Origin of the sequence: Bacillus cereus group sp. MYBK222-1 (genome assembly GCF_051916425.1) — a bacterium.
GTDB lineage: Bacteria > Bacillota > Bacilli > Bacillales > Bacillaceae_G > Bacillus_A > Bacillus_A paranthracis.
Genome location: NZ_JBQAGP010000001.1, coordinates 1,124,560 through 1,151,533, shown reverse-complemented (window position 1 = coordinate 1,151,533; position 26,974 = coordinate 1,124,560). Strand labels below are relative to the sequence as shown.

Below are 26,974 nucleotides of genomic sequence, written 5' to 3'. Positions count from 1 at the left end.
CTAAAAAGGGAAAATCAAATGTTGTGTAATATAAAAAGAGCCCTTTATGAGGACTCTTTTTAAAATTAAGCTACTTTTCGATATAAATGTTGTGTTTCTTTTTTCTTTTCTGCTTTTGGTGGACGAATTAAAATAGATATAACGAAAGAGATAACAGAAAGTACGCCGATTATAATAAAGGTTGGTTCAAATCCTCCAAGAAGCGCCCCGATGAATGATCCTGCAAGTGCACCAAATCCGAAACCTTGGTATACAATCCCATAATTTGTACTATGGTTTTTTAATCCGAAGAAATCTCCAACAATGGCTGGGAATATAGTGATATTACCGCCAAAGCAAAAGGCAACACTTGCTACACATGCGAAATATATGCCGTAATTTAGCGGAATGAAACTTAATGTAAAGACTGACAATCCAATGATAATAAACGTTGCAGAAACGATTTTCATTCGACCTATTTTATCTGATAACGTTCCAAGAACAATACGACCTACTGTATTAAAAATTGCAATCATTGCAACGGCGTTAGCGGCAGTTGCTGCGCTAAGTCCAACGAGCTGCACTCCGATATCTTTGACCATACCGATTAAATATAGACCGCCCATACACGATGTGAATAGCATAAAAAACAAAAGATATACTTGTTTCGTTCGCATCATTTCACGAGGTGTATAATCATTGTGTAAAGTCTCAGCTACAGTGTTACTTACTATTGCTTCACGTAAGAAGAACGATCCGATTAATACTAAAAGTAAGACGATAATCCCCCAATATAAAAAGGCTTGTGATACACCAAGGCTGTCGATCAGATTTCCGTTTATATATCTAAAGATTAAGCTGCCCATTCCATATGCTGATACAGATATACCTGAAATAAGCCCTTTCCGATTCGGAAACCATTTAATTAAATTAGATAATGATGTGATATAAGCAGTTCCATCGGCATAACCAACTACTACACCCGCTAATAAATATAGTAATGGTAAGGAGGAAACTTGTGAACTTAGTATTAAACCGAGTCCCAGCACAATCCCTGCAGTAGCGATGAGTTTTCGAAGCCCTAATTTTTGCTGTAACTTTCCTGCAAATAATGTTGAAAATGATAAAGAGAAACTTGTAATGGAGAAAGTTATAGCAACTGAATTAAGGTTCCATCCAAACTTACTTACAAGGGGCTGATTAAATAAACTCCATGTATAAATTGTTCCAAGGCCAATTTGAACAATGATTGTACCTAGAACAATTAGTAACGGATTTATAGAAGTTTGTTTCATACTAACTGTCCCCTTCTTTTATCGTGACATGAATTTTCACAGTTAGTATAACCATCATAAAAAGCAAGATACTGCATGAAAAATGGAAATTGAATTCATGTACACAAAAAGACACTCCATTATGAAGTGTCTTTCTGCAGGTTATATTAGATTTACTTAAAGAAAGCTTTGTTAAGATAAGACATTTTCAAATGCTTATGTATATAGAATACCAAAAGATTTCTGTCATGAGATGGGACTTAAGATGTATTTTTCATTCATCATATAGTCGGATAAACGAAAAATTAATATTCAATTTCATCAAAATCTTTCGGCTGCGGTACCGTTTGCATATTAGCTGCATCTTTTGGATCGCTATAGATCGCATTTTGCTCTGTATTTACATCTTTTATATTTTGCTTTTTATTTTTGTTCACTTTATCTTTCACTTTCAATCACTCCTTTTTGTTATAGGAGTAATTATGCCCTATTACTGTTACGAAATGTATCAACGACTAAATTACTAAATTCACGTAAATAATATAAATAATTATCACCGCCGTAGTTGTATCTTTTATTATACATTTTCGCAACAACTACATTATATTCAGGTATTACTAATATAGTTGGTCCCGTAATTCCTAATATTTGATACGCTCCTTTTGGTACGCGTTCACCAAGTTCATTTAATTGTGCAGGTTCATTTTGAACGAACCAAAACAAGCCATTTTGTGGTAGCTCTTTATTTGCATATATTGGACTCTGCAAACTCGTAGCGATTTTTATAACTTCTTTTGGAACAATTTGTTTATCATCTATCATACCTTGATTTAAATGAAGGTTGCCCCACTGTGCAAATTCTCTAGCGGAGACAAACAGATTTTTTTCAGTACCGTCATCTACTGTACCAATTTCACTAATTGCGTCTTTATTTGGATCATCAACAACTGCAACTAAATTATCATCTTGCTGTATTCTCCATCCTGTTTCTTGGAAATTAGCAGGTTTAAACACACGCTCTTTTAACAATTCAGGAAAACTTTTGTTATATAGCTGATAAATAAGACGTGTCATCATTCTTACATTAATATCTCTATACGCCCATCCTTGCCCCGGTTCAAATTCACGAAAAATTATCCCGCCATTCGTTTCTTCTAATCCGTGCGAATGTGTTACTAAATGTCTTATCGTCGTTTTACTAAGCAATACAGGATCAAAGTCTTTAAAATATTTGATCGCTTCATCATCAATAGAGTTTATTTTCCCCTCGTAAAGCGCATACGCTATCATTAATCCTAAATAACTTTTTCTAGCAGAAGCAACGTTAAATTGTGAAGATGCTGTTACTTTCTTGCTTGTAGATGTATTTGAGTGATAGCCACTATAATGCTCCAGTACAATTTTGTTATCTTTCATTATGCAAAGCGCTGCTGCAGAGCTATGGTTTTGTTCTTTTATATTTTCTACCCAAGAAATCAACTTATCATATGTATACAAATAAATCCCCCTTAATACACATAAAAATTACAGCTTGAAAGAAAAGTGCAAAATAGTTTTCACACCTTTCCTTCAAGCAAAATATCTTTGATGTTCTATACTTAAATGATCCACCAGTTCCAGCAATTAAAGCAACCGAAACATCCAGCGCATCCTATGCATCCGCCGCAACGACCTGCACAACCACCACATCTGCCGCCACATCCGCCACAGCGTCCACCACAACCTCCGCATCCGCCGCAACGACGTGCATCGTCTTGAATGTAGTAGTATGGATATTGACTTTGTTGTTGATCCCAATACACAACATTACCAGTTTGATAATCATTAAGGTTTAATGATTGTAGTTCTTGTTGAAACTGATTCATTATGAAACCCCTCCATTTATAAATATAAATTCCGTCCACATATTGAAGTTAATAAATGTTAATAAACAAAGTAGAAACAAATGGCTATATACTTGAATACGTACATCAACAAAATATGAACTTACACTAGGTGATGTACCTTGTTTTTCAGCCTATTTTCTTAATCACTTTTTGCTGGACGAATTTATTATTAATAGAGGTTTTTAAAAATTACTAATCCAACAGTTTAGTAGTTCATCACTTAATTTTCTTTCTAGTAACTCTTTAACTAAAGGTTCTGGCATGATTTTATAAGTATGTAAAGCTTCTTGATTATAATCTATCCAGTGAAACGCCAAATGAGATTCTTTAGATTTTGGTATGAAATCAATATGTAGCTCTTGTGAATCTATCTCAAAAATATGATTGATTTCATGGTGAAGAACTTCTCGATCTTGCCATCGGTTTTCTATGACTCCTAAAAATTGTTTTATACTACAATTTACTCCGAGCTCTTCCCTTAGTTCTCTTATTAATGCATTCTCAGCTGATTCGCCAACTTCAACATGACCACCTGGTAAAAAATAATGATGGCCAATATATTCAGCCACTAACAATTTTTTATCCTTAATCATAACAGCTCGTACAATATGATGAAATTTATTTTTCAATTGTTATTCCTCCCATTCATTGTTAAACGAATAAACGATAAACTTCCTCACCATCATAATCATGTCCCAATGGTTGAAAACCGTAACTTTCATATAATTTCTTTGCAGAGATATTATCTTTATGTACTGTTAATCTAATTTCTTTACACGCCTTAAACGTATTTTTTATTAAATATATACTTTCTTGTAATGCTGCTTTTCCATAACCGTTACCTTGCTGCTTTTGATCGATAATAAATCCGTTTATCCAATACATATCAGTTGTTTCTTTTACAACAGCATGCATAACAAAACCAACCATTAGATCGCCGTTGTATATCGCAAATGGTTGGTATTCTACAGCGTCCCCATCTGGTTTTATATATACTTTAGCAAGTGAAACTGCTACAGATGGAACGAATTTCGTCTGATTATCTTTAACTTGCAGCTTTAAAGCATCTTCCCAATTCTCTCTCGTAACAACCTTTAACTGGATATTCAATATTTTAAACCCCTTTATTAAGAATATATTTACATATTCAACGTAGTGAAATAATTCCCTGTTTCTTATTTATAAAAAACAGGGAATTATCATTTCTAAATAGAATTTATCCAGTTATATCGTTGTACTTTTCACTTCGAATATCTTTCTTTAATGATACATGCGCTATTAAAACTCCAAGTATAGTAATTACTCCACCAACTACCGAAATAAAAGTAGGTACTTCACCTAACCATACCCAAGCTATAAAACAAGCAATTACTGGCGTTAAATATAGAGAGCTTGTTGCCTCGGAAGCACCAGTATGAGATATAATATAGGCCAATGCAATATACGGGAGTACTGTTGGAAATAAACCTAAATATATAACGCTCAAATTCACTTCAAGAGGAGCCACCAGTATTTCTTGATACATTCCCGGTAAGAAAATAAGCATACATACAGTACTAGATAAAATTGTATATATGGTAAATGGCAAGAAGCCGTACTTTTTTAAGTACGATGTTTGAAAAACGAAAAATAGACTTTCTGAAACGGCTGCTAATAATATAAATAATCCCCCGCTATTAAATTGAATAGACCCCCCTTGACTAAATGATATGAAAGCAATTCCTATAAAGCTAATTACACCACCGATCCATCCATTTGCTTTCATTTTTTCATTTAAAAAAACAAAAGCAAGAATTGCCGTTACTATAGGAGTAACTGAAACGATTAAACTTGCCGATCCAGCATTTACTGTTTTTTCACCATAGTTTAATGCGATGTGATAAAAAGTAAATCCTAAAGCACCAAATAAAAAAATCGCTGGAATATCTTTTAGATCAGGTAATCGTAGTTTGTATATAAACGAAAACAAAAGAAGTATGAATGAAGCGATTAACAAACGAAGTAAAGTAAGATGTTCAGGTGTGTAAGATTCAAGACCCATACGAATTGTCGGAAAGGCCGTTCCCCAAATTAAAATTGTAAAAGAATGAGCACATATAATTCGATAATCCCATTTTTTATAATTCATGTTTTCTCTCCCCCTTCAAACCAACCACTTTATAATTACCAATTATTTCTTCCCATCATATTTAATAGTTGATACAATGTCTTCAACCAGTTTTTTATCGTAAAAACCAACCACTTGGCATTTTTCAAGTGAGCGAAGGAGTTTTTTGATGACCACTAGTAAAAAACTACCTAAGTATCAGCAAATAGTAGATTATATGAAAGAAAAAATTGAAAATGGAGAATGGCCAATTGGAAGTAAGATCCCTAGTCAAAGGCAGTTAGCGAAATTATTTCAAGTAAATCGCAGCACTGTAATAACTGCACTAGATGAACTTATGGCTGATGGATTGATTCAAGGGAAAATTGGAGCAGGAACAATTGTAACAAATAATACATGGTCATTATTAGCAACGAATCCACCACCTGATTGGAGTGAATATGTAAAGGCTGGTATTCATAAACCAAGCAAGTTAATGGTACGAGAAATAAATGAAGCAGAAGCAAATAACAAACTTATCCATCTTAGTAAAGGCGAACTTTCTCCTCATCTTTTTCCGTTAGAAACGATGCAGTCCATTATAAAAAAAAGTAAGTGAGGAATTAGATTATTTTGGATATGAGGAACAAAAAGGGTTTTATCCGTTACGTGAAGCAATAAGTAAATACGTAAAATCATTTGGAATACATGCATCACCAAGTTCCATATTAATCGTCTCGGGTGCATTACAAGCATTACAATTAATATCAATTGGTCTTTTACATAGAGAGTCAACCGTTTTACTTGAACAACCTTCTTACTTATATTCACTTCATGTATTTCAATCAGCAAATATAAATCTATCTGGTATATCAATGGATCCTCACGGTATATTACCTAACGAGTTATTAAAACGAATTAAATACAGTCAGAAGAAAAATATTTTATATTCAATCCCTTGTTTTCAAAATCCAACAGGGGTATTAATGTCTGAGGAGCGAAGAAAAGAAATATTAAAAATATGCGAAAAGGAACAGTTACCTATTATTGAAGATGATATTTATCGAGAGTTATGGATTGAGGAACCACCACCAGTTCCTTTAAAGTCAATAGATAAACATGGACATGTATTATATATTGGTAGCCTATCTAAAACACTTAGTCCTGGGCTTAGAATTGGATGGATCATAGGTCCTGAACCTGTTATTGATAGATTGTCAGATATAAAAATGCAAACAGATTATGGATCAAGCTCCTTATCCCAAAGAGTTGCTGCTGAATGGATAAATAAAGGTTTTTATGAGGAACATGTTGCAAACATAAGAATTAAACTAAAAGAACGAAGACAAATAATGATACGAGCTTTACATAAGTATTGTGCAGATATTGCCACCTGGGATATTCCTAGTGGTGGATTTTTTATATGGCTAAAGGTAGTACCTAGCATTCCGATGAAGAAATTATTTTCAGAGGCACTATCAAAAGGGATTCTATTAAACCCGGGACGTATCTATGAAGAAGAATCAGATCGATACATTCGTTTATCATATGGATATGCTTCTCCAGAGCAAATGACTAACGGTATTAAATTGTTAAGCGAATTAATTCGTAAGTTAATGACATAATAAAAACTCCTCTTTTTCCATAGAGGAGTTTTTGTGTATTTTATTTACCACAACCGCATTTCCTGCCCCAACACAATAAGTCCTTCATAAGGATCCCCGTCAATGTTTAATACTTGAGCAAAAGCAGGTTCTGTTTTTAAACCGTTCTCTTTTAAGCGAATAATTTCTTCTCTTATATGTGGATGTTGCATTAATAACATGTGCTCTACTATCATATGTCTATATGCATTTTGGTTGCGCACTGGCTTAGGCTGAGCAAATAATTCAAATTTAAAACCTTCAAATTCAAAATTTACTTTTATCGATTCAGTATTTTTAATTTTTTTCTTTTTTATTTTGAATCCTTCATAAGAGCCATATAAAGATCTCATTTCTTGTTCAAAAACATCAAAGTTATGTACTTCCATTACTATATCTAAGTCAGATTGAAGTGTGTCAATTCTTATAGGTATTGTCCCGCAAAGAATGGGACTATACAAAGCTAAATCCTCCATTATGTTTAGTTTATTCAAAACATCATATACCTTTTGTTGCTTGTCATTCCCTGATTGTAAATATGTAATAGATGTAAACATGGAAGTCTCTCCTTCATTTCACGTAATACGTGTTTCACTAAATTCAAGAAAATTTGTCCGTTTAAATTTGTTCTAAGAGTACCTTTATTTCAATATATTAAGACGAACAAACGATGTTTTTCAACTTTTCTCCTATACTGCAATACTATAAAAATAAAAAAGGAGGAATTATTATGAGCATTTTTAACATTCTTTTAACCATCCACATATTATTTGGGACAATATGCTTAATCACCGGTATTGTAGCGATGGTTGCTCAAAAGAAGAAAGGAAAACATACGGAATGGGGCGAAATATATCATGCATCCTATGTTGTCATTACCCTCACTGCAATTATATTATCCATTATAAACTGGGATAAAATCGCATATTTATTTTATGTAGCAATTTTCTCTTATTCATTTGCGATTTATGGCTACCTTGCACGAAAAAAGCGTTGGAAAAATTGGCTTCACCACCATATTAGAGGTATGTTAGGCTCTTATATTGGTGCCGTTACCGCACTATTAGTAAACGTAGGTATTCATATCCCCATAATTAATTTATTGCCGCCTATATGGTTTTGGTTTTTACCTACATTAATCGGTATTCCTCTCGTAGCCAGTGTATCAAAAAAATATAAAAAGCGTAGTTAAAATCCATTACATTTTCGTTACTTTCTGATGATTATTATAAAAAATTATACTCAATGTAATATTTTATTTATAAATTCAAAATCGTATTGCTTTAAGTTAGTCATTTAGAGCTAAATAAAAAGAATCCAATAGTCTTGGATTCTTTTTCGGATTTCATTTCAATGTCGGCTCTATGTATTCAATGATATTACCATCTGGATGACGAACTATCATTTTTATACCTGTGGGTACTTGTATTGGTTCAGTAATCATTACGCCGTTATAGTTTAAGATTAGTTTTCTTACTTCATTGAGATCATCAATTACGATCGTTGCAGCAACATGATTCTTAATTGTTTCATTTAATTCTTCAATTAAAAGTAAATTTGTAAATCTAATCACATGCGTTCCATTCATTTGAAATTCATGTGGTGTTTCTTGTTCCAATAGTATTTTGTAAAATTCTAGATGAGTTTGTAAGTCTGAAACATAGAGGCGTGGAACAACAGCTAATATATTCATCCTACTTACACTCCTTTTTAGTTTAAATAGATTAATTTAATTATATATTACTCGAAAACCTCTATAAACTATTACGTTAAAAATAATATCTTTTAATTAAGACTTTAATAATGAATGTAAACGATCCGGATAATTCGTAAATATCCCGTCAACGCCCCATAAAAGTAACCTTTTCATATCTTGTTCATTATCTACAGTAAATGGATGGACTTCTAATCCATGCTTCTTTATTTTCTTTACATAAGCTGAATCAATATATTTATAGTTCATCCCAAGACCAATGCAATATGTTTTATACTTTTTTATCTCTAATTCAGTTAATTGAACTGCCTTCTTATAGGATAATAATTGCACCAGGGGGATATTAATATTTAAATTATGAATTTTTTGCAGACTTTCTTCACTAAATGATTGAATAATAACTTTATCCTGTATTTCATAGTGATTGATAATTTCTAATAACTTTTCTTCCATTCCTGGATATTCATCAGGTGATTTTGTTTCAATATAATAGTTCGCGTCATGCCCAAACACTTCAATTACTTCTTCGAGTGTTGGAACTTTAGCATTTTCATATTCTTTCTTTGCTAAATTTGGATGTTTTTCATTAAAAGAAGAATCTGCCTTTAATTGTTTTAATTCTTCTAATGTATGTTCCTTAACTAGCCCTGTACCGTTTGTAGTACGATTTAATGTTTCATCATGCATAGCTACTAAATATCCGTCTTTTGTCATTTGAAGATCTATTTCTATATAATCGCCTTTTAATTGTTGTCCCAATTTATACGCAGCAATTGTATGTTCCGGTGCATACGCCGAAGCCCCTCTATGTGCAATGTTTTTTATATAATTCGATTGATTAATAGCTTTTGTGTACTTAAGTTCATTTACTTTATGAAAAACAAAAGTACCTATTACTATAAATGTACAAATGATTGTAACGATATATATCTTTTTCATAATAATGTATTAACCCCTACATGAAAGCAATTTGGCTTGGATAATTTATTCAAATAAATGTCGATTTTCAAATACCGTCATTTGTCCAACAGATTGAAAACCAGCCTTTTTATAAATAGTAATCCCATCAGGTGAAGCTTGTAATACACATTGAGCAACGTTTAATTCCTTTGCTTCTTGCAGCAAGTAATGAAACATAGTAGAACCAAATCCTTTTCCTCTCATTTCTTCTTTCGTTGCTATATCATAAATACCAATACTATCTTGTGTACACACTAATGAACCAACCGATACGACTTCATCTTTATAAAACCCTAAGTATAGTTTCATATTTTCACTATTCCATAAATGGAAAGAAGCAGTTTGATTGTAGAATGCTTGTACATGTATACCTTCCTCGGATGTACCAAATAGACTAGCTAACGCTTCTCCAAACTTTTTAATTTGTCCTGACGAAGATGCTTTTTGTATCGTAAAACCTTCTGGCAAGTTTGTTGTTGGATGTATTGTATGTAAGTTTGCTACCATCGCGATATTTTGTTCTGCTTCTTTTAAGTCCAGTTTTATTAATTCGCTTTTTATAGTCTGCTCGTACCTATCATCCCAAAACCAAACACTCATTGGATATTTCTTTTGATTATAGTACGCTACCTCCTTATATAATTTCTCGATATTTTCCGTTACATTATTGTTTAGTAAAGTAATGATATTAAATGTATCTGCAGGTAAACCACAGTCGACAGCGATGTAATCCTTCGTTTCTTTTACATTCATTCCCTGTGCCTGTCGCGCAATATATGAAGTTTTATATGTAAAATTATCAATTAGTAACTGTTTAAAATTCATTCATTTTGCTCCTTTCATAAAATTTGTATTCGAATACTTCAGTATTAAATATAACATATAAGAAATGTACCTATTTCTATAAAAATATCTCTTTACATTACTCTTTGCGCCCTAAAAGAATAAAAAACGATATAACGTTGTCGGAATGAAAAAAGTGGTATATAATAAATATTAACATTACTAGTAATTATTTTAGGTATTCCTAGAATAAAGGAGCGATACATATGAAAATTACTATTTATTTCGGAAGTCATGAAGATCAAGATGTTCGTACAATGGACTGTCATTTAGATGTAGAAGATACAGAAGAAATTGTTTCTGTATCATAATATAAATTGTATGGATGAACCCTCTTCCCTACAGCGTTTAAGACACCTTTTACAGGTGTCTTTTTTGTTGTTTTTTTCGTCAAAAACCCTTTACTTTATAGCGTTTTAATAGTAAAATATAAATATACGAACAAGCGTTCTTTTTATTTTACTTGTACATGAAGGGATGATTTTTACAATGGCTCAAGCAAAGCGCAGAGGAAGAAAAAAGCAAACACCTATTATTTCAAATACAGGCTTTATCGGCTCTGTCTTTATTGATACATTGGAGTTACAAAAGAAATCCTATTATTTCGCCCGTAAAAAACTTCAAATTGTTCATCACGTATTAGATGGTCTATCTGGGGCAACAAGCTCTCTATTTAAAGAGCATAACATTTCAGCATACATGTCATGTGTATATTTACATAAACAAAAGAAAATCGGATTTGTTCTTTCAACGAAGCCTTTTGAACAAAGTGACGGTGTTGCTTACTTTATAAATTATTTAATCGAAAAGAATTTTTACGGTAACGAGGAAGTAGAATATCAAGAAGTATATAATACAGGTTTTATTGGTGTAGTATTCGCCGATTTATGTAGTATAGATCGTTTTAATTTCGAGTTTGAAATGGGTATGTTAACGAAATTAATGAAAGATATGATTATTCCGGTTAAAGAACTCTTTTTACGCCACAATGTACCGGCATACATTTCCACTTCTCATCTAGAGGAACAAAACAAATTAGGTTTCGTTCTATCTGTAAAACCATATGATGAACGTGCAGAAGCAGATTTATATTTTGAGGCGTATTTAAAAGAACGCGGGTTATTTATTGGTGATGAAGAAGACGATATTGATAAGATTGTTATTAGAAAAACAGCTGAATTACGATAGATAAGCGCAGGATGATGATCCTGCGCTATTTCGATATTATTTAATTACGTTCAACACTATACCCTTTTGAATGAATTTCTAAATTCAATTTATTTGAGTAAGCCTGATTTAAAATAAAAAATACGATTCCTCCTCCAATTGGAAGCGTGTAGGATGGAATATGATTTAATAATAGACCTGATAATGCCAGTGCTATCGGCTGCATCATTTTACCTAAACTTAATCCAATACTAAGCACTCTGCCCCTATATTCATCTGGAATCTCTCTTTGCATAAAATAAATTAAAGGGATATCGATTAATGCTATCATTAACCCTAAAAAGAACATAATGGCGCAGTACATGGTCACAAATACAATTTTATTCACTTCAATACTTTTGAATAGAACAGGTGCACCTGAAACTATCATAAAAATTGCCATCATAAAACTTGTTTTTTTCAATAGATAGGAATAAGAAAAACGATTCGTTATCTTTTTTACTATGATTGCACCAACTATCATACCTATTGGAAAAGTCCCTTGGATCAAACCAAATTGTTTAGAACTAATGTTGAGAACTGTATTCATAATGTATGGCAATGGAACAGTTACAGAAAATCCTAGAAAAAAATTAAGTGAAATTAAAATACGAAACGTATTTTTTAAGCTCTCCCGCTCCATTAAGTAAGAGTATCCCTCCTTTATATCTTTCATAAAATTAATTTCCCTTATTAAACATTCCTTATTTATGTATTGCTCGCACAATTTAAAGTTGATAAACAATATGGATATAGCCGAAAGGATAAATGAAATACCGTTAATGATTATAAAAGTGTTCATCTCAAAGACTGCAAAAACAATGCCCCCTAACATAGGCCCTAGAATTAAAGATATAGAATCGATAATTTTACTTATAGAGTTAAGACTCATTAGTCTCTCTTTAGAGACGATATTTGGTTTTGCAGCCTCTAAACCTATTACAAAAAATGTTGTAAATACTGTCATCAGAAAGGTAGTAGTATAAATGATGAATAAGTTTAACCCATAATAGTTGCTTACTATATAAACAGTTATTAATAAGCATCCGCTTAGTACATCCATACAAACGACGAGTTTCTTTTTATCAACCTTATCAGCAATTACACCGGCAAATGGATTCATAACAATCATTGGAATCGTTCCTAAAATAAGCGTAATCGCGAAATTTAAAGCAGATCCGGTTATTTGTAATACATACAATCCTAATGCAAAACTATAAATAGAGCTACCGAATATTGATACTGTTTTTGCAATTGAATATAAACAAATATTCCTTAGTTCTTGGTTTCTTTTTTTATTTTCTATATGTAACCGTAAACTTGTCATAACTTTTCCCCCTGCCTAATTTTGTGTTACGTACATTGTAAGTTCTTGGGTCAACCCAATCGCAATATGTACGATTTGAATAATTTTAAGGGGAAATAAATAAAAGATGGGGTTACCCCCATCTTTTTCCGAAAAATGAATATGTATAAATTTCTTCACCTTGAACAAAGAAATCCTCGTACTTTCCGCCTCGTTTCAAATAATTTGAAGTACTTTCATCAATGGATTGAAACTGTAGATTTTGGATTTCTTTCTTTATTTTTGAAAGTGAAAAATTTGCTCGAAAGTTATTTGTAATTTGGCTATTTAAGCTGAAATTTTCAAATAAAATAAATAAACTTAATAAATAACAATTGGATTTAAAAAGTGGGTTTAATTCGTGAAGTAAAAAATCCGCATGTTCAAAACTATAATTGCTCGTACCAGAGTGATCAATTACAATATCTACTGACCGATTTTGAATAGGGATGTTCAAAAAATCCGCACAGATAAAGAGAATATTTCTTCTCGGATTTTTTCTCGCTAATACGTCTTTTAAAAATAAAAGTTTATTGAAATCTCTATCTACTGCGATGTATAGGCAATCTTCGGGTAGTTCTTCATAAATGCTCCTCAAAAAGAACCCAAGTCCTGATCCTATATCTAGTATTAATTTGTTATTTAAATCTAAATGTATTAGTTTCTTTTTCGCCCATTCCCCTTCTTTAAGCATATTTTCCAAATATGCATTATCAGTTTCATGAATATAATCCGAAATAGTATCTTCAAGTGACGTTCGCTCATTTGCTTTAAATGATTTACCAGCAGTTATTATTCCTGAAGTAATTATATATTCTTCACCACAATTACAAATTAACTTTCCCTCGGTAATTTGATTGTTATTAATAATTCCATCTTGAAGAATTAGTTTTTGTCTACACTTAGAACATGTAAGTAAATGTAGTATACTTAAATCTATCCCTATAATTGTATTGGAAGTTTCATTTGTTAATAATAAATCATGTAACACTCCCTTTAATTTATCCCGTTTCTTCTCCAAAAGTTCTATTTCCTGTTCCATTTTGTCATATTTTAGTTTAAATAAAGATTGGTAAAAGATATCTTTTTCGTAATTCATAGATTTTGCTAAATTTTTATAAAAAAATAGTTCTTTGATTTCATTCAAGCTAAATCCTAGATCTTTGTAATGTATTATAAGTTCTAAATCTGTTTGACAATACTCATCAAAAAAATAGTGGCCTCCCTTTTTTTCAGGAATAATAAGACTGAGATCCATATAATGTCTAATTGTATCAATACTTAAGTTATTTACTTCTCCAAACTTACCGATTTTCATAATATCCCTACCATTTAAATATTTTTTTATATAGATTTCTATTTTTACCTTTAAAAATCCTTTCACCTTTTTTATCAACAATATTTACGGAATAAACAAATGGTATCATTTATATTGTTGTGCCTAGTAATATAACATGCAACTTTTGGTTTAATGTATGTCAAATTATCAGTATTAGAATTATTAAACCTCAATAAATTTATTAATTTCTACTTAATGAAATGTACCTATAAACGGTGAACTATTGGAGTAGGATTACTGTAGAAGATTACATAGGGGTAAAGTGAAAAGTGATATGTTCTGTATTTTAGGTTGTATAATGCTCACATAACGTCTCATTATCGGTAGCAAGGAAAAGGCGAAATCTTCAATTAGGATGATGATATAATTAAGTGGGAATTTACTTTATTTTATAATTTATGAGGTGGGAAATGGACTCTTTAGAATTAAATAAATCTAAATATATTATCTCGAACATCAAAGATATTCTGTATAAAAAGCTTATTCTTAATAAACCACTAACCAAAGGATACTTACTGGTTCGTTATACAAAACCAACATCTCTAGCAAGATCCCGTAAGGCATTTGGAGATAAAAAACTTTGAATCTCCTGTGCAAATAATTGTAATTCATCAGATACAGGAATAAACATACAAAAACGCCATCCTTTCCTATGATTCTAAAAATAGAATAGCGTAATTTTTAATTTAAGGAAATTTTGTTCTGCTATCTTAATAGCAATGGGGAGCTACTCCTATAAGAGTTGAATAGTAAACATTTCTTTACCTTTTGGTAAAGAAATAATCGATTTCAAATGGCTCTCATTTAATTGCGTACTTAAATAAGAGTTCTCCATTATTTAGGTCTCTTTCATTCATAAACTCGAATCCTATACTTTCGTATAAGTTATAAGCTGTTCTGTTTTCCTCAGTGACACTTAAATATATAACGTTTACCCCATATTCTTTTGAAACTATATTAATAAGTTTCATCATAGCAATTTTCCCATAGCCTTTGCCTTGATATTTTTCATCTATCATTATTCTATCAATCCAAGTATCCTTATTAGGACCAAAAGAACCGTACATAGCAAATCCGATAATTTCTTCATCATAATATATAGCTACCGGATGCCATTCATGATAGGTATTAGCTTCATTTAAACATTCATCTATGGTTTCAATAAATTTTTCTTGTCCAGACCTTAATTTTATATTTCTAACTTTGAATTCATTAGTATCATCTATATCTCTAAAATGTACATTACTCATGTATTAACTATACCCCCATCACTTAAATCTTATTTAATTATCATCCTGCTTGTTTTAAACAATAAATTTTCTGAATATTTAACTTTATTTTACCATAAGATGATACAAATCCGTGTGTTTTCTCATAACAGATTAAAATTGACATACTAGGGGTACAAATACATACCTATCAAGCTAAGATTTTATCGTATCCTCTAAACGGGAATTTTGTTTTTTATAACACCGAAGTTCATTTTTATCGTTATCGATAAGGGAATTCCAAATTAAAAAGCCTAACTTCTCTGCAAATCAAAATAGAGAAATTGAGCTTTTTAGTTATTTCATTTTTTTATTGAATTCATTAACTGGAAGAAGTATTTAGGTTTATGAGTCTTATTTAGGTTATACCATGAATGTAATGTATCTGGTGTAAATACATCTATTTTTTTCAGTACCTCCCTTGCAAATTCCAGAGGAGCTATTCCTGAGGCAGTAACTAAATTCGCATCAGATACCGCTGGTCCCAACTCATAGAACTTTTCTCCTTTATAGTTAGGACATACCATTTTAGTATATTCTAAGTTATTACTTGTATGCTTTCTAGTATCCAAGTATCCCATATTCGCAAGGGCATCAGTTGCACCACAAATTGCAGCAACAATAGTGCCACGCTTTAAAGCTTGGTCAATTTTTTCCAAGATAGGTTGATGAATTTCTTCACTCCAAGTAGTCCCTCCTGGTAAAATTAAAAGATCTTTACTCTCAAGAGTACATTCATCAAGGGAAATATCTGGTTTTATCCTCAGTCCTCCCATAGTAGTTATCATTTCTTTATTAGCTCCTACTGTAATTACTTTTAAAGGTGCTAAATCTTTTTTGAAATATCTTCCTGAGTTTAGTTCAGCAATTAAATATCCATATTCCCAGTCCGACATTGTATTAAATACATATAAAAAAGCTTTTTTTGTTTGCATCTAATAACACTCCAATCACAATTTATATAGCTATTATAATATAACTTCCCTGACAGTTAACGTCAGGGAAGTTATCATACTTGATGAAATTTTATTAATTCAGACAGAACTTCAATAATTCTATTCTTAAGACTTATTGGCTCAATAACTTTAATAGATTTATTGTACGGTAAAAGTAAATAAGGTACATATTTATGTATCATATCTTTTTCAAGAAGAAAAACTGCTTGATTTGAAGTCCGTTCTTGTAAATAATGTCCTAAAAACCAATGTTGGCAAATATCAGCCAATACATTTTTATCCCCATTAATAACCAAAGAAATAATACTTTCCTTATCTTCTATAGTTGGAAGAAGACTTTTTATAAAAAAATCACTTGCTGAAAAATTGTCTGGCCGGTTAAACTTATTTTCGGTTTGTATTAAACTTTCAATTCGATCTACTTTAAAACTACGGATATCATTCCTAAGATGACAAAATCCAATTACATACCATTTATTATTCCAATAGATAATTCTGTATGGATCGACCGATCTATAATTTAATTGCTTTTCGCCACTTTTATGGTAAAGAATTTTTACTGAATACCCGTTAGCTACGGCCTGCTCCAACTCCTTCAAAAAAGTTTTTATAGAAAGTGAACTTAATCGACTTATTACTTCAAGACTAGTTAAATGTTGGTTTATCTTTGTTTCTTGATCTTGATTTGAGTATTTACTTAGTTTTGAAATGGCCCTATTTAATGCTTCACCTCCATAATATCCGGCTTCTTCTGCAAAAACAGCAGCGTGAAATAGTGAAGTTTGCTCCTCAAAATCAAAAAAAAGAGGAGCCTCTACAAAATTGTTCAATAAAGTGTATCCACCGTTATGTCCTGGTTCTGAAATTATAGGTACGCCACTAGTTGAAATTGTATCAATATAACGATACACAGTCCTTATATTTATCTCTAACTTTTCTGAAATTTGTTTTGCAGTGATTTTTTCACCTGAACGAAGCATCCATAGAATTGCTAGCATATTGTCAATTTTAGGCATATAATTTCACCTCTATATGAAACTTATTTTCTATTATATATTTCCGATCTTTGGTATAACTCATCAACTGTTCCTTTCCGATAGCTTTCTATATAATAAGCCCTAGACACATTTGTAATTTCATAAGTTTTTTATTTACAGTCATATCTCCCTCTTTATAAAGCTTTACTGCATAATTCATTCCTGCATGATTTTTATGGTACTTCTTTGACCGACCTTTAAACTTTCTTTCGTTCAATTCCTTCGCGCTATCGCATACGGATAAGATCACGTTCTAATCGGTTTACACCCGCCATAACAGTAATTAAGAATTAGCTGTAGGGATTATCTTCTGATAAATCTAGCCATGTATCTTTTAAGGATATTAAATTTGCCTTTTTACTCCGTATGTTATCGATTAATTCAAATAAATCTTTTGTACTACGAGTAATTCGAGTTAAGTCCGTAACATAAATGATGTCACCTTCTTGTATACCATGTAACATTTTTGGGGGTTTCTTACAATCTTTCGTTTCTCTGGGGACTTTTCCTTCAAATTAATATCCATTCCGATTTCGTTCAGTTGCTGAAATGGCCTTGAAGAATTTCGGTTAATTGAACTGACACGTATAATAGTGTAAATGGTACTACAAGCGTAACTAGTTTCTTTACTTTCATATTAACCTTTCCCCTTAAAACTAAAGAGATTTATACCTATGCATATAAAAAGATACATCTTTTATATGGTATTGGTTAAATTTGGATGAATATTATTTTATATTGAAAAAATAAATACGTCAAAATTATTTTAGGGAAATTATAAAAATCATATTATATATAGATTAACAAGCTAATGAAAAAATGCCCTCCTAAAACCGAAAAACGTGTTTCTATCTGAGAATTTATAAAAAATGATGACGTTTTTATTTCTATTTGTATGTGTAATAAATTACACCTATTTCCTTGAGAATTTTAAAGATTCTCATCCCCAATACCTTACGAGTTATTGCTACAGATCTTGGTTTTGTACAAAAAACCGATAGAAACCAAGAAAAAGATTTTATATCTTTTTATGTTTAGAGGCGTTAAAAAATTACTACACCTCCTTCATATACGTGTAATATACAGGGATTTATAACTGGATATAGAACATAAAAAAGAGATGTTTATATTATTAATAAAATGATATACATAAGTGGAGGGTTAGAAAATGAAAATTGCAATAGTCTGTTTCGATAACTTTACCGATATAGATGTTTTTCTACCATGGGATTTATTAAATCGTGTACGTTTAGTCGGTGGTATTTCCGATTGGGATGTCCAGCTTTTAGGGACGGAACAATCTCATATATCTATGTCTGGCTTGCGTATTCCCATGACAGGAAGCATATCTGATATCCCTTTTGCCGACGCTGTAATTTTTGCGAGTGGTAAAGGTGTAAAGGATTTATATAAAAATCAACAATATATTAATAGCATTCATGTAGATCCTCAAAGACAATTAATAGGATCTATGTGTTCTGGTTCACTACTATTAGGAGCTAAAAAATTACTAACTGGTAAAAAAGCTACTACATATCCCTCAGCAGTAGAACAGCTAAAAGAATTTGGTGTAGACGTTATTGAGAAAAGTTTCGTAAACGAAGGAAATATATCGACTGCTGCGAGTTGTTTTGCTGCTCAAGAACTATCGGCTTGGATTATAAGGACCCTACTTAATGAAGAAATGGTTGATATTGTACTAGAAACTGTTCAGCCAGTAGGAAAAGGTTTATATTTTTAATCTCAAATCAAGTCAAGAAATTGTGGTTGCTCTCCAAAAATGATAAAATAAAATTTTTGTTTCGAGTTAACACAAATTTCGTTCTAGAGTGCTATAAAACTTCAACTTGATGGTGGCGTGGTATGCACCATTTATAAATAAAAAAACCCGCGTATCATTCACGGGTTTTCTTCTTAATAACTAATTGCTATTGTACCTTCACCTGCATGTACCGCAAATGAAATTGGTAATGGATATAATTTGAAATCCATTTCAGGGAATGCTTGTCTAATATCTGAAATCCATTCTTCAGCTCCATCTTTATCGTTAGCATGGAACATGTGAAGTACTTTTGGTAATTCTTTTTCAAGTTCATTTTTAATGTATTCTCGACATTTTTGGATTTTACGTACTTTCTTTTCAAGTAAAAGCTCTCCACCTTTTACTTCTAATATTAAGTTGACACTTAATAAACTTCCAAGTAAAAATTGAACTCCCTTTACACGTCCACTTGCATAAAGGCCTTTTAAACTTTTCGGGAATACGTGGAAAGGTCTTCTTTTTTCATCTACTAATGTTTTGTGTATATCTTGTAAAGTCATACCATCATTGTATAACGATTTTGCTTTTCTAATTAGTTCGTCCATTGGATAACTTGTTGTTTCACTATCTAATACCGTTAATGGGAAACCTGCCATTTCTGCAGCTAACTTCATGTTTTGATAGGTTCCACTTACTTTTCCGCTAATAGCAACTGCAAATCCTTCTTCATATTCTTCTTTGCATTTCGAAAATAACTCTACCATTTCCCCTATGTTAGGTTGTGATGTAGTGACAGTTTTACCTTCGTTTAAAGCATTATAAACGCGCTCACGCACACCTTCTTCACAATCTTTGTACGACACACCATCAATAATAACTTCAATTGGGATAACAAAGTTATCTCCTTCTGTTGTAAAACTCGCAGTTGTACTATCAGTAATCCAAGCAACACGCTTCATGTTGTTCCTCCCTTAATTCAATTCCTCTTTTCTAATTTTTCTATATATTTATGTTATGAAAAGAGAATATCCCTGTAATAGTAACAGGACTTTATTGTTTTGGCTATAGTAGATAGATGATAAATGTGAATATTTCTTGTCTTTTTCACAAATTAAAAAGAAAATCAAGAAATTTGCTTGATTTTCCTTTTATCCTACATTATTTAAAAGTTTCATTATCTAAAATCACAACATAATCATTTGTTAATCGTCCGGCTTCTTTCGTATAACTAACAAGTCTTTGTACATTATCACAGCTAAGTTTTGCACCCCATACGAGTAATGGTACACCGATAAAGTCGATGTGAAACCTTCTAGAAAACAGACCGCCAAAAGTCATTGGTAAAGGTACTGTTGGTGATGTATTAGAAAAAACAATCTTTTCATGACTTTGATAATGTTTTTGCAGAATCTCTCCTAAATGCTTCATCGCAGGTACAACGATTTTTGATGCGCCGCATCCAATCGTATAAACCGGGTTACCATTTTCATCTACTCCATGAAAAATAATTTTCCCCATATCTTCAGTTTTCAATTTATTAAAGTAATCCACATTTAATATTTCTTCTTTTGTTAGCTTACGATCCGTTGGTAATTTATTTAAATGATAAGCTGCTGCAAGTGCAGTTGAATGCGTTCCGCCGAAATCCGTGTAAATGAATATCATATGATCATCCCTTGTTATAAAAGTTCAATGTTATTTAGTATTACCGTTCACAGCATTGATAAACAAGGGATGAATGTATTTATACTTTTTTATTAATGTATTATTCATTTCCGATTATACTATTGTCTATTTATTATGTTACACCATGTAATAGCCATAAGCTTGTTTATAAAAGTAAAAAGACGTACTTTTGACTCGTACGTCTTTTATCATCTTTATTCAAAATAAATGTATACTTTAACACGTATGAATTGTTAGTTATCAATAGTTTCTATTCTTTTAGAATCCGTCTCATTAAATACTTGAATGTTAAATTTAACAGCTAGCATAATAGTGATTTTATAAATAAAGTATCCAAGAATACAACCTATAACGTTACATATTACATCATCAATATCAGTAACTCGTCCCACTCCACTAAATAAAGACTGAATTAATTGTAGCAATTCAATACTAGTTGATATAGAAAATCCTAATAAAATTGTATTTTTGAATTTTTTATATTTATCCCATAGGATTGGTGCTAAAAATCCTAAAGGCATTAATAATAAAATATTTCCGCCTACATTTCTTATAATTAGACCAATCATAAATAGGGCATCTCCATCATAAGCACTACCAATTTGATTGATGTCTTTAATAATTGATGCAAATGGTATTATATTGACCGAGCGATTCAGATTTTCAATATTAGAAGGAAAACCGATTGGTAAAGGGAATAAAGTTACTGCAACAACCATACAAATGTAGACCAAGAATAAAAAACTTATTATTTCTTTCCACCAAATCACATGTTTTTTATTTTTGATACCAATTAATATTCCACGTACAATTAAATAACAAATAACCCCTAAAATAATAAACAAGCTACCGTTGATCATATACAAATTGTTAACACATCCTTTCATATGAATTAATAATTAAAATTTATAACTATATAGTAATGTTTTTTAATTTAAAAATCCATATATCCATATGTAATCGTGCAGAATTAGAAAACCCTTTATTTAGTAAATAAAGGGTTTCTCGTTAACTAAAATACTTTTCAAAACAAAAACAATCATGCACTCGTTTAAATTGTTTTCTTATGTCTTCTTTATTTTCACCTGTATAATGAGCAAATGTTTGAACTGGATATAACTGATCTATATTACTTTTCATTACACCTTTTATCTCGTCTGTATGATCGCTATATACGTGTAAATAGGAATCTACTTTTACAAATCCGTTCTTTTCATACCATCCATGTACCCATAGATTGTCCCTAGTCCATGCTTCTAGGCGATTTAGGTTACGTTCATTCGCTAACTTCTCCGCTTCCTTTAATAGCTGATTACCAATTTTCATTCTACGGAAATCCGGATGAACTGCAATATGCCAAATCATACCACCAAGACCAGTTCCTCTTGAACAAACTGTACGTTCTTCTAATTCATATTCGATATCTATTAAACCTACAATTTGATTTTCATATACAGCTACTAGTTCAATAGCCGGATGTTCATATCTTTCCTTTTCTCTAAATACATTATCGTAATAAGCTGTATCTAAAAAAGATAACACACGGCAACGTACCCAACCGGTTTCATCCTCTTTTCTATACGCTCTAATTTCTATATCCATATAATTAAAAGCCTCCTTCTATTTCTATCATTAATTTTTCGGGTCCTGCTTCTTTATTTGATGGAATAACTAATGTAATTCCTAAGTCTGGATATATGGCCGAACGAAAACTGACGCCTGGGTCATATCCCATTACATGATATTTGAATATCTTGTTTTCTCTTGTTTCAATCCATATTCCATAGCCATAAGATTGATTATTATTTACTTGGATGTGAGGAGTTAAAAGTATTTTTGTATATTCTTGGCTTATAATTTCATAGTTAAATAACGCTTCCCAAAACTTCAGCATGTCTGACGCAGTAATAAAAGCTCCACCATCCGAACCACCTTTTATCGGAATAGAGTAAGCATTTGTTCTCCATGTCTGGCTAATTTCATCTTTTATATATCCGAGAGCTGTCTGCCTTGGTAATCTATCTAAAGAAAAATAGCCCGAATGATTCATACCAATTGGATTAAATATGTTTTTTTCTATATACTCCGTAAATTTAAGTCCTGTCTGTTCTTCGATTATTAATCCCAGTATGATAAAACCTGCATTGTTGTAGTGAAACTTACTTCCTGGTGCATACATCATATCTCTGTTTTGAAATAATGGTAAAAAGTCTTTTAAACTTTTTAATAAATACATAGGTGTTTGTTTCCAAAGATCTTCGAAGTTATCCATAATACTTTCATCAAAATAATCTGGAATACCCGAACTATGCGTCAAAAGGTGATGTATTGTAATATCTTCATTAAAGTTTGGAAAGTTAACACTTAAACACTCTTTTAACTTTGTTTGAAAAGTAATTACCCCATTTTCAACAAGTTGACAGACACCGATAGCTGTGAATATTTTACACCCAGAGGCAATTCCAAACCTAGTTTGTAGCGTATTGTTTATACACTCATTTCGATTTGCATAACCAAACGCTTCTTCATAAACTATGCCCTTTTTTTCTTTCACTAAAATTACCCCAGAGAAATCTATATGACGATATGTTTCTTTTACAATGTTATCTATTTGATCTTTTGTTTTCATTACAAAAATCACCCTCGTTTATCAATATTGTTCTCCTTTCTTATATTTCCATATATAGGAGGGATAACCCTCCTATTGAACATCGTAAGATTTAAATCAAAACTAAGAGAATTATTTCGAATGTATTGATTCAGAAGAATGCACTTTAGAATGTGATGGCAATAAAGTAAACACACACAAGATGATAGTAATAAATAACATTACTAAAGAACCTATAATAACCACAAGTTGTATAGAAATAAATTGAGTGGCAACTCCGAACAAAATCGTAATTAAAATGGTGATACCTGCAATAAATAATCCATATATGCTCCCAATCCGTCCCATTATATGGACAGGGACATTATTTTGATAAAAGGTATTAAACCCTGTATTTGCATATGCCATAGAGAAAGATAAAATAAAAAATCCGATAGCAGCTATTAAAAACCCATTTGAAAAAGCATAAATTATATAACCGATTGCGATGAAAAATGATCCTATTCCAATTAAAAATGAAGGTGTTAATTTTTTTGATAAAATTGTATTTGTTATTGCTCCTAAAATAAATCCGGCTCCAGCAATACTAACTAAAAAACCATATTCACTATCTGTTAACAATAAAACTTCTTTCGCAAATGACAATTCAAGTGAATCATTTGCGGCAGTTAACACTATCATCCCTTGAAATAAGAAGTACACGAAAACGATATACAAAGATTTTTTACTGAAATTTAAAACGATGGTCCAATCTTTTTTTAGTACAGCTAGAGACAACCTGTCATTTGATGTATGAATATCAGGTTTTTTATCAAGATTAGGTAGTAGCAAGGTAATTACTCCTGATAAGAGAAATGCTATGGCATTCATATATATAGCAAACTCTGGTGTACTTGCTATTAACAATGCTCCCGCTATCGATGGACCAATTACAGAGGCACCAGACCCTATTAAACTACGCAATGAGTTGAAACGTTGTCTTTGTTCAACTGGTATTAATTTCGTCATATACGTCATCGCAGTTGGCTCATAAATTGCATTGGGCATACTAATAAAGAATACGAATACATAAACGATCCAAAGTGATGGAAGTAATGGTAAAATAGCGATAAATACCGCGCGATATATATCGAGGTGAATCATTAATTTTCGTTTATTTAAACGATCAATCATACTTCCTGACCAAGCGTTTGTAAATAGAGTAGCTAATGGTTTAATTACATATAAAGTAGCAACAGCTAAGGCTGAGCCACCCATATGATAGACAAGTACATTCAGTGCTATTAAGTAAATCCATGCCCCTAAATTTGCAATACCAACTCCGGACAGTAGTAATAAAGGATATTTCCAATCTTTAAGTAAGTTTTTCATTTTTGGCCCCCGCTTTCCAAATTGTTTTAAACCAATAAAAAAATCCCACCCCCAAGACTTTTAATCTTAGGGACGAGATTTATTATCGCGGTGCCACCCTAGTTTGTTAATATGTCACCATATTAACCTTATCTGGTACTGCATTTTCATTCATGCTTATACCATAGCTCTATAACGGGAGCTCCCGTCACACCACCCTCTATTAATAGATTCCGATGCGCTGCTCAGAGGCTTGGTTCAATAAAGAATTTTTACTCCTTTTCAGCTAAATGGAGCTCTCTGTGAAAAATTCATCTTATTTACTCTTCTCTTCACTGCATTTGATTTTTTCCATATTATCACAATTTACTTTAACTGTAAATACAAAATAATCAGATATTTATAGTTGCCTCATTTTTGCTTTTCGACCAATTCGGCATATGAAACGCATTAGCTTTTTATGAAGATAAGGAAATAAGGTAAAGAATACGTCCATTGTTTTTTTAAACGGCATTGGACATATAACTAATTTATTTTTATGAATAGCTTTCAGTACAATTTCAGCAAACTTGTCTGCTGAAATCGGCTTATTTGTTTTTAATTGTTTTATAATTTGACCCTTATTCATATTAATTGCAATTGATTTTTCAAATATGGGTGTATCTACAAAAGTTGGACAAAGTACACTTACATTTACACCGTATTCTTCTGCCTCATAATGTAATGACGTTGTTAAACCGACGATAGCATGTTTTGTTGTTGCGTACGCGGTACAAAGTGGAGCAGGTCCTAAACCTGTTGCAGACGCAGTATTAATGATATGACCAAATCCTTGTTTTTTCATGAATTGGTAAGCCAATTGTGTCCCGTAAATTACTCCTAATAAATTTATTTCAATAATATGTTTCCAATTATCTAAAGACATATCGAATACTTCTCCATACATAGCAATCCCAGCATTATTAAACATATAATCAATTCTACCAAACTCATTAACTATTTTTATAATAAGTTCCTCTACGGATTCAGCGTTAGTAACATCTAAATATTCGAACCTAGCTAGTTGATTATTATTTTTTATATTATTCACAAGCTCTTGACCACTTGTTTCATTAATATCTGCGATAATTACAAATATATCTTTATTTGCTAATTGAATAGCTAAAGCTTTACCGATACCAGAAGCTCCGCCAGTTATAATTGCGACTCTTTGTTCACCCATATAAAAAACCTCCTGTTGTTAATACATATAATGAAAACGGACGAGTGTAAAGATTTGAACAATCGTTCTAATTCGCTTGTAATGCTACGCATGTTTGTTTGAAATAGAAAGTAAAAAAATCGTAATGGCTTCATTAAATAAAACTTCTAATTTCTCTGTTTCAAATGAATGAATGAATTGACATAATCCACCTAGCCATGAACCTAATAAAAGACTTGAATCCTCAACATTTTCTATATAAAATTCACCACTTTGTATACCTTCATCCAAAATTTTTTGATATGTTTTTAAAGGGATAACAGCTAAACCATAGAGTTGTTGAATTGTAGAAGGGTTCGCGCTCGGATCAGAGGCAAGTTCTTGTCCTGCTCTTAATAATGGCGTTGTGTAATTATAAAGTACAAATTTAGCTATCCCATATAATTTCCCAGTAGCGTTTGTATACTGTTTTTCTGCTAATTCCCATTTATCGTGCCAATTTCTCATACTGTCTTTAGCTAAATAAACAAATAATTCTTCTTTATTTTTATAATGGTAATATATATGTCCTTTACTATAACCAGAGGCTTTTGCAATGTTATCAATTGAAGTTCTTGTATATCCTTTTAAGGAAAATAATTCTGTCGCCTTCTCTGCTATTATTTCTTTGGCTAAATCGCTATCGTATCGTCTTTTATTCAATGTAGACTCCTTCCGTCGTTTCATACAAAAATTTGAACAGTCGTTCTAATTTCAATATATGTAGGTTTTTCTGTTTTAGTAACTGTTAAGTTTAATATTTCCCCTAAAAATTACGGTGCGTGAAATTAC

The 26,974-nt window shown here is 31.6% G+C and carries 27 protein-coding genes, 2 pseudogenes and 1 other annotated feature; of the genes and pseudogenes, 4 read left to right on the top strand and 25 right to left on the bottom strand.

Going from position 1 to position 26,974, the window contains the following annotated elements:
• Positions 1 to 65: 65 nt before the first annotated feature.
• The 7 genes from ACTFR9_RS05840 to ACTFR9_RS05810 form a co-directional block, all read right to left on the bottom strand.
• Positions 66 to 1,274 carry an L-lactate MFS transporter gene (locus tag ACTFR9_RS05840; RefSeq protein WP_073536481.1) on the bottom strand — a complete coding sequence of 403 codons (1,209 nt, stop codon included), beginning with the start codon at positions 1,272 to 1,274 and terminating at the stop codon, positions 66 to 68.
• A 284-nt stretch (positions 1,275 to 1,558) separates the two neighbouring features.
• A complete protein-coding gene (locus tag ACTFR9_RS05835) occupies positions 1,559 to 1,702 on the bottom strand; it encodes a hypothetical protein (protein ID WP_000653680.1) in 144 nt (47 codons plus the stop codon).
• A gap of 31 nt (positions 1,703 to 1,733) precedes the next feature.
• Positions 1,734 to 2,750, bottom strand: coding sequence for a serine hydrolase domain-containing protein (locus ACTFR9_RS05830; RefSeq protein ID WP_071741658.1), 1,017 nt, complete (start codon positions 2,748 to 2,750; stop codon positions 1,734 to 1,736).
• A gap of 101 nt (positions 2,751 to 2,851) precedes the next feature.
• Positions 2,852 to 3,118, bottom strand: a complete 267-nt coding sequence (locus ACTFR9_RS05825) for a heterocycloanthracin/sonorensin family bacteriocin (RefSeq protein WP_001071388.1) — start codon at positions 3,116 to 3,118, stop codon at positions 2,852 to 2,854.
• 203 nt (positions 3,119 to 3,321) lie between these two features.
• Positions 3,322 to 3,768 (bottom strand): NUDIX domain-containing protein, encoded by a 447-nt coding sequence (locus ACTFR9_RS05820; RefSeq protein WP_000790756.1) that lies wholly within the window; start codon positions 3,766 to 3,768, stop codon positions 3,322 to 3,324.
• 22 nt (positions 3,769 to 3,790) lie between these two features.
• A complete protein-coding gene (locus ACTFR9_RS05815; protein ID WP_001025603.1) occupies positions 3,791 to 4,249 on the bottom strand; it encodes a GNAT family N-acetyltransferase in 459 nt (152 codons plus the stop codon).
• 106 nt (positions 4,250 to 4,355) lie between these two features.
• Complete coding sequence (locus ACTFR9_RS05810) at positions 4,356 to 5,267, bottom strand: DMT family transporter (RefSeq protein ID WP_061536633.1); 912 nt, start codon at positions 5,265 to 5,267, stop codon at positions 4,356 to 4,358.
• A gap of 145 nt (positions 5,268 to 5,412) precedes the next feature.
• On the opposite strand from ACTFR9_RS05810, the pseudogene norG reads away from it, so the two are divergent.
• Positions 5,413 to 6,850: pseudogene (gene norG / locus ACTFR9_RS05805) on the top strand (efflux pump transcription regulator NorG).
• Positions 6,851 to 6,894: 44 nt separating this feature from the next.
• Here norG and ACTFR9_RS05800 read toward each other — a convergent pair.
• Positions 6,895 to 7,425 (bottom strand): DUF4269 domain-containing protein, encoded by a 531-nt coding sequence (locus tag ACTFR9_RS05800; protein ID WP_000495178.1) that lies wholly within the window; start codon positions 7,423 to 7,425, stop codon positions 6,895 to 6,897.
• Between the two features lie 173 nt (positions 7,426 to 7,598).
• Here ACTFR9_RS05800 and ACTFR9_RS05795 point away from each other — a divergent pair, with 173 nt between their 5' ends.
• Positions 7,599 to 8,060: a DUF2306 domain-containing protein gene (locus tag ACTFR9_RS05795; RefSeq protein ID WP_000021744.1), complete on the top strand. Its 462-nt coding sequence runs from the start codon at positions 7,599 to 7,601 to the stop codon at positions 8,058 to 8,060.
• Positions 8,061 to 8,213: 153 nt separating this feature from the next.
• Here ACTFR9_RS05795 and ACTFR9_RS05790 read toward each other — a convergent pair whose 3' ends face one another.
• From ACTFR9_RS05790 to ACTFR9_RS05780, 3 genes are all read right to left on the bottom strand, one after another.
• Entirely contained in the window at positions 8,214 to 8,561 is a 348-nt protein-coding gene (locus tag ACTFR9_RS05790; protein ID WP_001022862.1) for a VOC family protein, read from the bottom strand.
• A gap of 96 nt (positions 8,562 to 8,657) precedes the next feature.
• Positions 8,658 to 9,521 carry a glycerophosphodiester phosphodiesterase gene (locus tag ACTFR9_RS05785; RefSeq protein WP_000725537.1) on the bottom strand — a complete coding sequence of 288 codons (864 nt, stop codon included), beginning with the start codon at positions 9,519 to 9,521 and terminating at the stop codon, positions 8,658 to 8,660.
• Between the two features lie 45 nt (positions 9,522 to 9,566).
• A complete protein-coding gene (locus ACTFR9_RS05780) occupies positions 9,567 to 10,367 on the bottom strand; it encodes a GNAT family N-acetyltransferase (RefSeq protein ID WP_001009764.1) in 801 nt (266 codons plus the stop codon).
• 507 nt (positions 10,368 to 10,874) lie between these two features.
• Between ACTFR9_RS05780 and ACTFR9_RS05775 the strand changes: the two genes are divergently transcribed.
• The gene (locus tag ACTFR9_RS05775; RefSeq protein ID WP_000035797.1) at positions 10,875 to 11,573 is read left to right on the top strand and encodes a hypothetical protein; all 699 of its coding nucleotides are present in this window, start codon (positions 10,875 to 10,877) and stop codon (positions 11,571 to 11,573) included.
• Positions 11,574 to 11,613: 40 nt separating this feature from the next.
• Here the strand turns inward: ACTFR9_RS05775 and ACTFR9_RS05770 are convergent, their stop codons facing one another.
• The 6 genes and pseudogenes from ACTFR9_RS05770 to ACTFR9_RS05745 all read right to left on the bottom strand — a co-directional run bounded on the left by ACTFR9_RS05770 (position 11,614) and on the right by ACTFR9_RS05745 (position 18,110).
• Entirely contained in the window at positions 11,614 to 12,918 is a 1,305-nt protein-coding gene (locus ACTFR9_RS05770; RefSeq protein ID WP_073536482.1) for an MFS transporter, read from the bottom strand.
• Between the two features lie 112 nt (positions 12,919 to 13,030).
• Entirely contained in the window at positions 13,031 to 14,254 is a 1,224-nt protein-coding gene (locus ACTFR9_RS05765) for a MerR family transcriptional regulator (RefSeq protein ID WP_073536483.1), read from the bottom strand.
• A gap of 821 nt (positions 14,255 to 15,075) precedes the next feature.
• Positions 15,076 to 15,525 (bottom strand): GNAT family N-acetyltransferase, encoded by a 450-nt coding sequence (locus ACTFR9_RS05760; RefSeq protein ID WP_000072998.1) that lies wholly within the window; start codon positions 15,523 to 15,525, stop codon positions 15,076 to 15,078.
• 320 nt (positions 15,526 to 15,845) lie between these two features.
• Positions 15,846 to 16,478, bottom strand: coding sequence for a type 1 glutamine amidotransferase family protein (locus ACTFR9_RS05755; protein WP_001193573.1), 633 nt, complete (start codon positions 16,476 to 16,478; stop codon positions 15,846 to 15,848).
• Positions 16,479 to 16,552: 74 nt separating this feature from the next.
• Positions 16,553 to 17,515, bottom strand: coding sequence for a helix-turn-helix transcriptional regulator (locus tag ACTFR9_RS05750; RefSeq protein ID WP_001124121.1), 963 nt, complete (start codon positions 17,513 to 17,515; stop codon positions 16,553 to 16,555).
• Positions 17,516 to 17,578: 63 nt separating this feature from the next.
• Positions 17,579 to 18,110, bottom strand: a pseudogene (locus ACTFR9_RS05745) (recombinase family protein).
• A gap of 594 nt (positions 18,111 to 18,704) precedes the next feature.
• Between ACTFR9_RS05745 and ACTFR9_RS05740 the strand changes: the two are divergent.
• On the top strand, positions 18,705 to 19,277 hold the full coding sequence (locus tag ACTFR9_RS05740; RefSeq protein ID WP_000684440.1) for a DJ-1/PfpI family protein: 573 nt from the start codon (positions 18,705 to 18,707) through the stop codon (positions 19,275 to 19,277).
• 173 nt (positions 19,278 to 19,450) lie between these two features.
• Here ACTFR9_RS05740 and ACTFR9_RS05735 read toward each other — a convergent pair whose 3' ends face one another.
• The 8 genes from ACTFR9_RS05735 to ACTFR9_RS05700 all read right to left on the bottom strand — a co-directional run bounded on the left by ACTFR9_RS05735 (position 19,451) and on the right by ACTFR9_RS05700 (position 26,845).
• Entirely contained in the window at positions 19,451 to 20,257 is an 807-nt protein-coding gene (locus tag ACTFR9_RS05735) for a DegV family protein (RefSeq protein ID WP_000831948.1), read from the bottom strand.
• Between the two features lie 199 nt (positions 20,258 to 20,456).
• Complete coding sequence (locus tag ACTFR9_RS05730) at positions 20,457 to 20,963, bottom strand: DUF3189 family protein (RefSeq protein WP_000576331.1); 507 nt, start codon at positions 20,961 to 20,963, stop codon at positions 20,457 to 20,459.
• Positions 20,964 to 21,217: 254 nt separating this feature from the next.
• A complete protein-coding gene (locus ACTFR9_RS05725; RefSeq protein WP_139264496.1) occupies positions 21,218 to 21,850 on the bottom strand; it encodes a VanZ family protein in 633 nt (210 codons plus the stop codon).
• Between the two features lie 142 nt (positions 21,851 to 21,992).
• Positions 21,993 to 22,586 (bottom strand): GNAT family N-acetyltransferase, encoded by a 594-nt coding sequence (locus tag ACTFR9_RS05720; RefSeq protein ID WP_000350625.1) that lies wholly within the window; start codon positions 22,584 to 22,586, stop codon positions 21,993 to 21,995.
• A 4-nt stretch (positions 22,587 to 22,590) separates the two neighbouring features.
• Positions 22,591 to 23,613: a serine hydrolase domain-containing protein gene (locus tag ACTFR9_RS05715; protein ID WP_073536484.1), complete on the bottom strand. Its 1,023-nt coding sequence runs from the start codon at positions 23,611 to 23,613 to the stop codon at positions 22,591 to 22,593.
• Positions 23,614 to 23,724: 111 nt separating this feature from the next.
• Complete coding sequence (locus ACTFR9_RS05710) at positions 23,725 to 24,963, bottom strand: MFS transporter (protein WP_000793330.1); 1,239 nt, start codon at positions 24,961 to 24,963, stop codon at positions 23,725 to 23,727.
• Between the two features lie 65 nt (positions 24,964 to 25,028).
• Positions 25,029 to 25,287, bottom strand: a binding site (T-box leader).
• A gap of 55 nt (positions 25,288 to 25,342) precedes the next feature.
• Positions 25,343 to 26,164, bottom strand: a complete 822-nt coding sequence (locus tag ACTFR9_RS05705) for an SDR family NAD(P)-dependent oxidoreductase (protein WP_000504476.1) — start codon at positions 26,162 to 26,164, stop codon at positions 25,343 to 25,345.
• Between the two features lie 84 nt (positions 26,165 to 26,248).
• Positions 26,249 to 26,845, bottom strand: coding sequence for a TetR family transcriptional regulator C-terminal domain-containing protein (locus ACTFR9_RS05700; protein WP_001042680.1), 597 nt, complete (start codon positions 26,843 to 26,845; stop codon positions 26,249 to 26,251).
• Positions 26,846 to 26,974 lie beyond the last annotated feature (129 nt).